This window comes from Shewanella sp. NKUCC06_TVS, assembly GCF_019345515.1.
Classification (GTDB): Bacteria; Pseudomonadota; Gammaproteobacteria; order Enterobacterales; family Shewanellaceae; genus Shewanella; species Shewanella oncorhynchi.
Window position 1 is genome coordinate 1 of record NZ_JAHKQX010000031.1, and the last position, 6,907, is coordinate 6,907.

At 44.6% G+C, this 6,907-nt stretch carries 5 protein-coding genes; 3 read left to right on the forward strand and 2 right to left on the reverse strand.

Features of this window, described 5'->3' with window-relative positions; genetic code table 11:
- Positions 1-548: 548 nt before the first annotated feature.
- On the reverse strand, positions 549-1,028 hold the full coding sequence (gene rsd, locus KO531_RS22075) for a sigma D regulator (RefSeq protein ID WP_219252242.1): 480 nt from the start codon (positions 1,026-1,028) through the stop codon (positions 549-551).
- A 457-nt stretch (positions 1,029-1,485) separates the two neighbouring features.
- Here rsd and hemE point away from each other — a divergent pair, with 457 nt between their 5' ends.
- The 3 genes from hemE to KO531_RS22090 all read left to right on the forward strand — a co-directional run bounded on the left by hemE (position 1,486) and on the right by KO531_RS22090 (position 6,425).
- Positions 1,486-2,550 carry a uroporphyrinogen decarboxylase gene (gene hemE / locus KO531_RS22080; RefSeq protein WP_006079904.1) on the forward strand — a complete coding sequence of 355 codons (1,065 nt, stop codon included), beginning with the start codon at positions 1,486-1,488 and terminating at the stop codon, positions 2,548-2,550.
- A 416-nt stretch (positions 2,551-2,966) separates the two neighbouring features.
- Positions 2,967-5,546, forward strand: coding sequence for an EAL domain-containing protein (locus KO531_RS22085; RefSeq protein WP_113941706.1), 2,580 nt, complete (start codon positions 2,967-2,969; stop codon positions 5,544-5,546).
- Positions 5,547-5,621: 75 nt separating this feature from the next.
- The gene (locus KO531_RS22090; protein ID WP_131526039.1) at positions 5,622-6,425 is read left to right on the forward strand and encodes an SDR family oxidoreductase; all 804 of its coding nucleotides are present in this window, start codon (positions 5,622-5,624) and stop codon (positions 6,423-6,425) included.
- Between the two features lie 18 nt (positions 6,426-6,443).
- On the opposite strand, the gene KO531_RS22095 is transcribed toward KO531_RS22090, so the two are convergent.
- Positions 6,444-6,671: a hypothetical protein gene (locus KO531_RS22095; RefSeq protein WP_105250390.1), complete on the reverse strand. Its 228-nt coding sequence runs from the start codon at positions 6,669-6,671 to the stop codon at positions 6,444-6,446.
- Positions 6,672-6,907 lie beyond the last annotated feature (236 nt).

Here is a 6,907-nt window from a genome sequence, read left to right on the forward strand (position 1 = left end):
ATACCGGCCTGTCACGCCGGGGGTCGCGGGTTCGAGTCCCGTCCGCTCCGCCAACATTAAGAGATAAGCCTCATCGAAAGATGAGGCTTTTTTCGTTATGGCGTCGTGGATCTTTCGTCCCAGTGACGTTAATGCTTCGGGCTCGAAGCACATGGTTATCCTCATACTCGGGCATCATGTAGATGAAATCCTTACCAGAATATGAATTTTTTGTTTTAAAGCTAAACCTATTCTATTAATTAGCAAAGTTTATCCATTCCCGAAAGCACAACTGAGTCATCTTCTGTGGCTCCTCAAGACATTAATGCTATCAAGCATTACATAACAATATCGCCATACCTATTGAAACAACGATTTGCCAATGTGTGCTGCCTCGGCCATGACTACATCTGCTCTATCGGATTCAATTTGATTCAAACGGTTGCTGTCTGATGGCACTAGGACGTGTTCCTGTAGTCGCCCAAAGCCATGCTACTTCATTTTCAAAACGATTGAGGGAAAGGATAGATAAGCGCACAGATGCAGCAAGGTGCGCTTAGGAAGGGGGGCTACTGGTTGTGCTCAGAATGTTTGCGATGGAGAACTTCAAGTAGTTCATCTTCGAGTTCGAAGCGTGTTTCCATGTTATGGGCGAGCTCAGATAGGTCTTTATCGAGTTGATATAATACGAAATCGTCTTGTGTTTCCGCATATTTATCGTTGAAATCTAATGCTGCATTCGTGGTTGGCGTGATTTTGGGCAATACTTGTTGCGCGAGCGATTTGCTTGATTCGCCATATTCACTGCAGGCATTAACGACTTTATCATAGACCTCGAAATGTCCTTCGGAGACATAGTCAACTAATAAGTCACAGAAAGATTTAACATGTTCGAACGAGGGAAGTGATTTTTCTGATTTACTGTAAGGAGGAAGCCCAGCAATTTGGCAGTAATGCACTAACAGTTTTCGACGGTTTTTTAGCCATTGATCAATAAGCTTATTTGAACCGCCCCACTTCTGTTCTGCTTTTTCGAGTTCTCTCAGCATGATGCATTCCATTTAAGTGCCAGCACATAACTCTAATGTAGGGACAAGTTGCTAATCGATCAACTCTTTTCATGCGAATTTGCGAGAATGACGAAATGGACAAACCAGCTGTTTCGTATCGAAAAATGCAAATAAAAAGCCCAACGATAGAAATCTATCGTTGGGCGAGTAAAGTTTATAGCAGGCTCGATGCGACGAGCTTCTTGATTGTTCTTGCTAGCGCAGACTTTTTATACCAAAGGCGGGGAACCGGCGCAACTTTTTTCTGTCTGAGTGTGACTTCGTTACGAATAAATGAGCAGTATGTTAGCTGGCTAACATTTTCCGGTTTATGCGGTCAAATCGACGCCAATGATGGGGAATAGCTCACATAAATTTGCACATAAAGGTTACATTATTCGCGTAAATGCTAAACTACCGACCCAGCGGATCTCAATAAGACTAGGAACCAAGCCCAATGGCAGAATTAAAGAATGATCGTTATTTACGCGCCCTACTAAAAGAGCCTGTCGATGTGACCCCTGTGTGGATGATGCGTCAAGCTGGCCGTTATCTTCCTGAATATAAAGCCACTCGCGCTCAAGCGGGTGACTTCATGTCTTTGTGTAAAAATCATGAGCTTGCCTGTGAAGTCACGCTGCAACCTTTACGTCGTTATGATCTCGATGCGGCGATTTTGTTTTCCGATATCCTAACAGTGCCCGATGCTATGGGTTTAGGTTTGTATTTTGAGGCGGGTGAAGGCCCACGTTTCGAACGCCCAACAGACACTATCGATGCGATCAAAAAGCTCTCAATTCCAGATCCAGAAGATGAGCTGGGTTATGTGATGAAAGCCGTTAGCACTATTCGCCGTGAACTGAATGGCGCAGTGCCGTTAATTGGCTTTTCTGGTTCACCTTGGACCTTAGCGACTTATATGGTTGAAGGTGGTTCGAGCAAAACCTTCGAAAAAATTAAGAAGATGGCTTACGCAGAGCCAATGGCATTACACATGCTGTTAGATAAATTAGCCGATTCAGTGATCCTATACCTGAATGCTCAAGTTGCTAACGGTGCGCAATCTTTGATGATTTTTGACTCATGGGGCGGCGCGTTATCGCACTCTGCTTACCGTGAGTTCTCTTTGCGTTATATGCAGAAGATTATTGATGGTCTGACACGCTTTGCCGATGGCCGTAAAGTGCCAGTGACGCTGTTTACTAAAGGCGGTGGTTTGTGGCTAGAAGCGATGGCAGAAACTGGCTGTGATGCACTAGGTTTGGATTGGACGGTAGACATTGCCGATGCCCGTCGTCGTGTAGGCCATAAAGTGGCATTGCAAGGCAACATGGACCCATCTATGTTGTATGCGCCAATTCCACGTATCGAAGAGGAAGTTGGTCATATTTTAGCGGGTTATGGTGAAGGTACTGGCCATGTATTTAACTTAGGCCATGGTATTCATCAGCATGTCGATCCAGAACATGCTGGCGCCTTTATCAAGGCGGTTCATGCGCAATCAAAGCAATACCATAAATAATTTTTGGTTTGCGAAACAGGCCCGCTTGCGGGCCTGTTTTATATCCGACATTTGAATTTGATAGCGTTGGAGCTTCTGGCGAAGGTATCTTTATGGATTAGCGTATGCGGTGGTTTCTATCGTCTGCGAGCTTAATGAGTCTTACTTTTAAACAACGGCTTGAATTCCCTATATTCACATACTGATTATGTGTGAATTATCTTGATAAAAAAGTAAAATTTATAATCGTTTAATTTATAAATTTTAATTTAAATCAAAGGTATAAAATTGATTTAATTGCATGAAAATGTCTACTTTAGCAACGACTAAAGCGAAGTGATGTTTAATACTATTCGCAAATGAGATATGTTGCATGGCGCAGTGAAGGATTATGCAAGGCCGTCAATCAATTTAGTCATAACAAGCCGTGGTAAGAGATGCACATTGGCAAGAAAATAATGGTATTTATTGCGGGCTTTTGTCTCCCTGCGGTGGTAATTGTCTCCTATTGTCTTGGTTATTGGTACGACCATCGCGTCGAGCTATTACGTCAAGATAGTGCTAACCGTGAGCTTGCCAATATCCAGCAGCAGTTTCAAATTGATGTAGATCGCTTAACCTTTCTCACTAATATCTATGCCTTACCTTTGTCTCAATTAGATGAAGACCAACTTAAAAAGCTTGAATCCTCGTGGCGCGATAGCTCAATGTCAGCCAATCTGAGTTGGTATATTCTACGACAGGGTGAATTGCACCCTTTTTTCCCCAATGAACGTCCCTTTGAGAATGATAAGTTACGAGAAATCGCCAGTGCTATTGTCAGTGCCGATAAGCCCAGTGTTGCTGGCGCTTATTTGATGGGCAAGTATGCTTATGTCGTTACTTCCGTGGCTTCTGCGCCCAATGAATCTGTGCTGCTGGTACGCCAACTGACTGATAAAGACTTACTGGAATATGCTCAGGCCTTATTGGTGACTAAGGTGAGCATGAGCCATTCTCGCGACGTTACGCCAACAGTTGATGGTGTGCACAGTGACGCGATTAACATTCCAAGCCTGTTAAAAGATAAGCCTGTCTACCTGCAAGTACTGTTTTCCGATGGTCCCTTTAGGGAGGTTAAATTTCAACTCGATTGGGTATCGCTCGGATTTATTCTCTTTGGTGTGTTTATTGTTGGTCTTGGCTATATTTGGCTGCGTTCGGGCTTACTCAAACCCTTTAAAAATCTGATGCATCAATTGGCGCTGGTCGATCCTATGTCCAGTGTCTATCAACCCGTTACAAGCGAGGGTAATGAAGAATTAGAAGTGCTCGCCAGCCGTGTTAATAGCTTGCTGGCAAGAATTTATCAGCAAAAAGAACGCGCGAAAATCACCTTAGAATCCATTGCTGAAGCGGTGATTTTGACCGATGTCGATGCCAACGTGATTTATATGAATCCGCGGGCCGAGTTGCTTCTCGATGTTGCTAGTTGCTATGCCATAGGTCAGAGCCTTGCGAGTCTGTTAAAGGCTGGGGAGCAGTTGAACCAGGCGGTTTTTACCTGCATTCGTCTCGAAGAATCAGCGCCGCAGGTCGAGAAAATCAAGCTATTAACTGCTTCGCCTCGGATTATGGAGCGCAGTATTAGCAATCTGCGTAATCACGATAAAGAAATTGTTGGTACTGTCGTGGTATTGCGGGATATCACTCAAGAAGAGTTGCTTAAACACCAGCTACAAAAAAGGGCAAATTTCGATAGCATAACAGGGCTGCTAAACCGTCAGGCATTTGATGAGCAGTTACCCCAATTTGCCGCTTCAGCCAAAACTATCGCCGTTTGTTACCTTGATTTGGAGCAATTCAAGTTGATTAACGACAGTTGTGGCCATACTGCAGGCGATCGTATGCTTGCTATGGTGGCTAAGGCCATGCAGGCTTGTCTTGGGCCACAGGAGTTATTGGCGCGCCTTGGTGGCGATGAGTTTGGTTTAGTGATTTGTAATCGTAGTGCCTTATCTGTGGCGCAATTACTGAAGCAAATGATCGCGCAAGTCTCCATGCAAGTGTTGAACGATAAAAACTGTAATTATAAAGTTGGCCTCAGCATAGGTGTCGCTTTTGGTCGTGCGCCCTATATTGATGCTCAAGAATTATTGAAAGACGCGGACATTGCCTGCATTGCCGCTAAAGCTAAGGGGGCTAATCAAATTCATTTTTACGATGATAAAGATAAAGAGCTCACCTACCAAAGAAATGCGCCTAAATGGGCGGTACGTATTGCGCAAGCGATTGAAGAAAATGAGTTGATTCTGTATTACCAACCGATCCGCGGACTAGGCAGTGGTCCGCAGCGACAACGAATGGAAATCCTGCTACGAATTCAAGAGCCCTGTGGCCGCATTTTGGCGCCTGCGCAGTTTATAGCCGCCGCTGAACGTTTTAAGTTGATGCCAGATATTGATAAAGAAGTCATCCGCAAAGCTTTTTTATGGTTGTCTTTGAACCCCGTGCTTTGGCCTGATCATTGTATTTCGATCAACCTTTCAGGCAATAGTTTAGGTGCCGAAGGTATGGTGGAATATATCGCCCAGCAGCAACACATTTTTGATATTCCAAGCCAATGTATTTGTTTTGAAATTACTGAAACCACCGCGATCCAAAATCGCAATCGTGGTATGGAAATGTTGAAGCAGTTACGTAAACTCGGTTTTTCATTTGCACTGGATGATTTTGGCAGTGGTTTTGCCTCTTATGGTTATCTGCGTGAGCTGCCGGTGGATTATGTCAAAATCGACGGCTGTTTTATTAAGAACCTCGCCGTGAATGCTAAAGACTACGCCATCGTTAAATCGATTCAGGATGTTTGTCGGGTTATGGGAATCGAGACTGTTGCTGAATTTGTTGAGAATCAGGATATTATTGACAGGTTGTTGAGCATAGGCATTAACTATGCGCAAGGTTATGCGATAGGGCGCCCGCAACCCTTAGCTAATTATCGTGAGCAATACGAGATGAGGCTTGCACAACGCGCGTGAAGGATTGCGCTTTTAGCGTGATTATGCCAATTTAGCAAAAGGCGTAATTAACATAGCGATAACAAAGGAATGACTATGGATGGACTCACTGGCAAGGTCGTGATCATCACGGGTGCCTCAGAAGGTATTGGTCGGGCGCTCGCAGTGGCAATGGCGCGAATGGGCTGTCAACTGGTGCTCAGTGCGCGTAATGAAACACGTCTCGCCTCACTCGCTTTAGAAATCGCTAATTATGGTCCGCCTCCTTTTGTATTTGCCGCCGATGTCTCCAGCCCAGAACAGTGTGAAGCCTTAGTTGAAGCTGCAGTTGCGCATTATGGCCATCTCGATATTTTGATTAACAATGCTGGCATGACTATGTGGTCACGTTTTGATGAACTGACTCAGCTCTCAGTGCTTGAAGACATTATGCGGGTGAATTATCTTGGTCCTGCGTATTTAACCCATGCCGCGTTACCGCACTTGAAAGCCAGTAAAGGCCAAGTGGTGGTTGTGGCGTCAGTCGCTGGATTAACGGGCGTTCCTACTCGCAGCGGTTATGCCGCTTCTAAACATGCTGTGATTGGCTTTTTCGATTCTTTGCGGATTGAATTAGTGGATGACAATGTGGCCGTAACTGTTATTTGCCCCGATTTTGTAGTGTCACAAATTCACAAACGTGCCCTCGATGGTGCTGGTAATCCTTTAGGCAAATCTCCGATGCAGGAAACTAAGATACTGACGGCTGAGCAATGCGCTAATATGATGTTGCCAGTGATTGCAACTCGAGGCCGTCAACTGATTACTTCACTTCGCGGTCGTTTGGGGCGTTGGCTTAAGCTGATCGCACCAGGCTTAATCGACAAAATTGCCCGCAGGGCGATCGCCTCCGGGCACTAAAGTCTTTGCCACTACAAGCTATTTGCCACTCTTATTGAGGTGCTTAATGATTGATTGTTCAGCCTCACTTTGGGTCGCTTTGTCCCCATCGATATCGATAGTCACAGTCGCGTTATGGCCCGTCATATCCTCTGCAATATGAAACCAATCTGGATGCCAGTAAAAGCTGGCTCCTTCTAGGGTTTGCCAGTTATGTACGCCTGATTTTTCACCTTGATAAATAAGATCTTTTATCGAATAACCCATATATTTACCCCATTAATTTCATGATTGTTAAAAATATAAGAAGCTAGATGGTGCACGTCATCTGAACCTAGGTATGTGCTTTACATCACATTTTCAGGTAAACATAAACCCCGCCAGAGCGCTGCCTCTTCTACACAAATCCCTCGGTTTGCCCCGGGGGATTTTTTTGAACCATTTTTAATTAACCTGATCTGATCCTGACCTTTTGTTTCAGATACCACATGCCATGTTTTTAA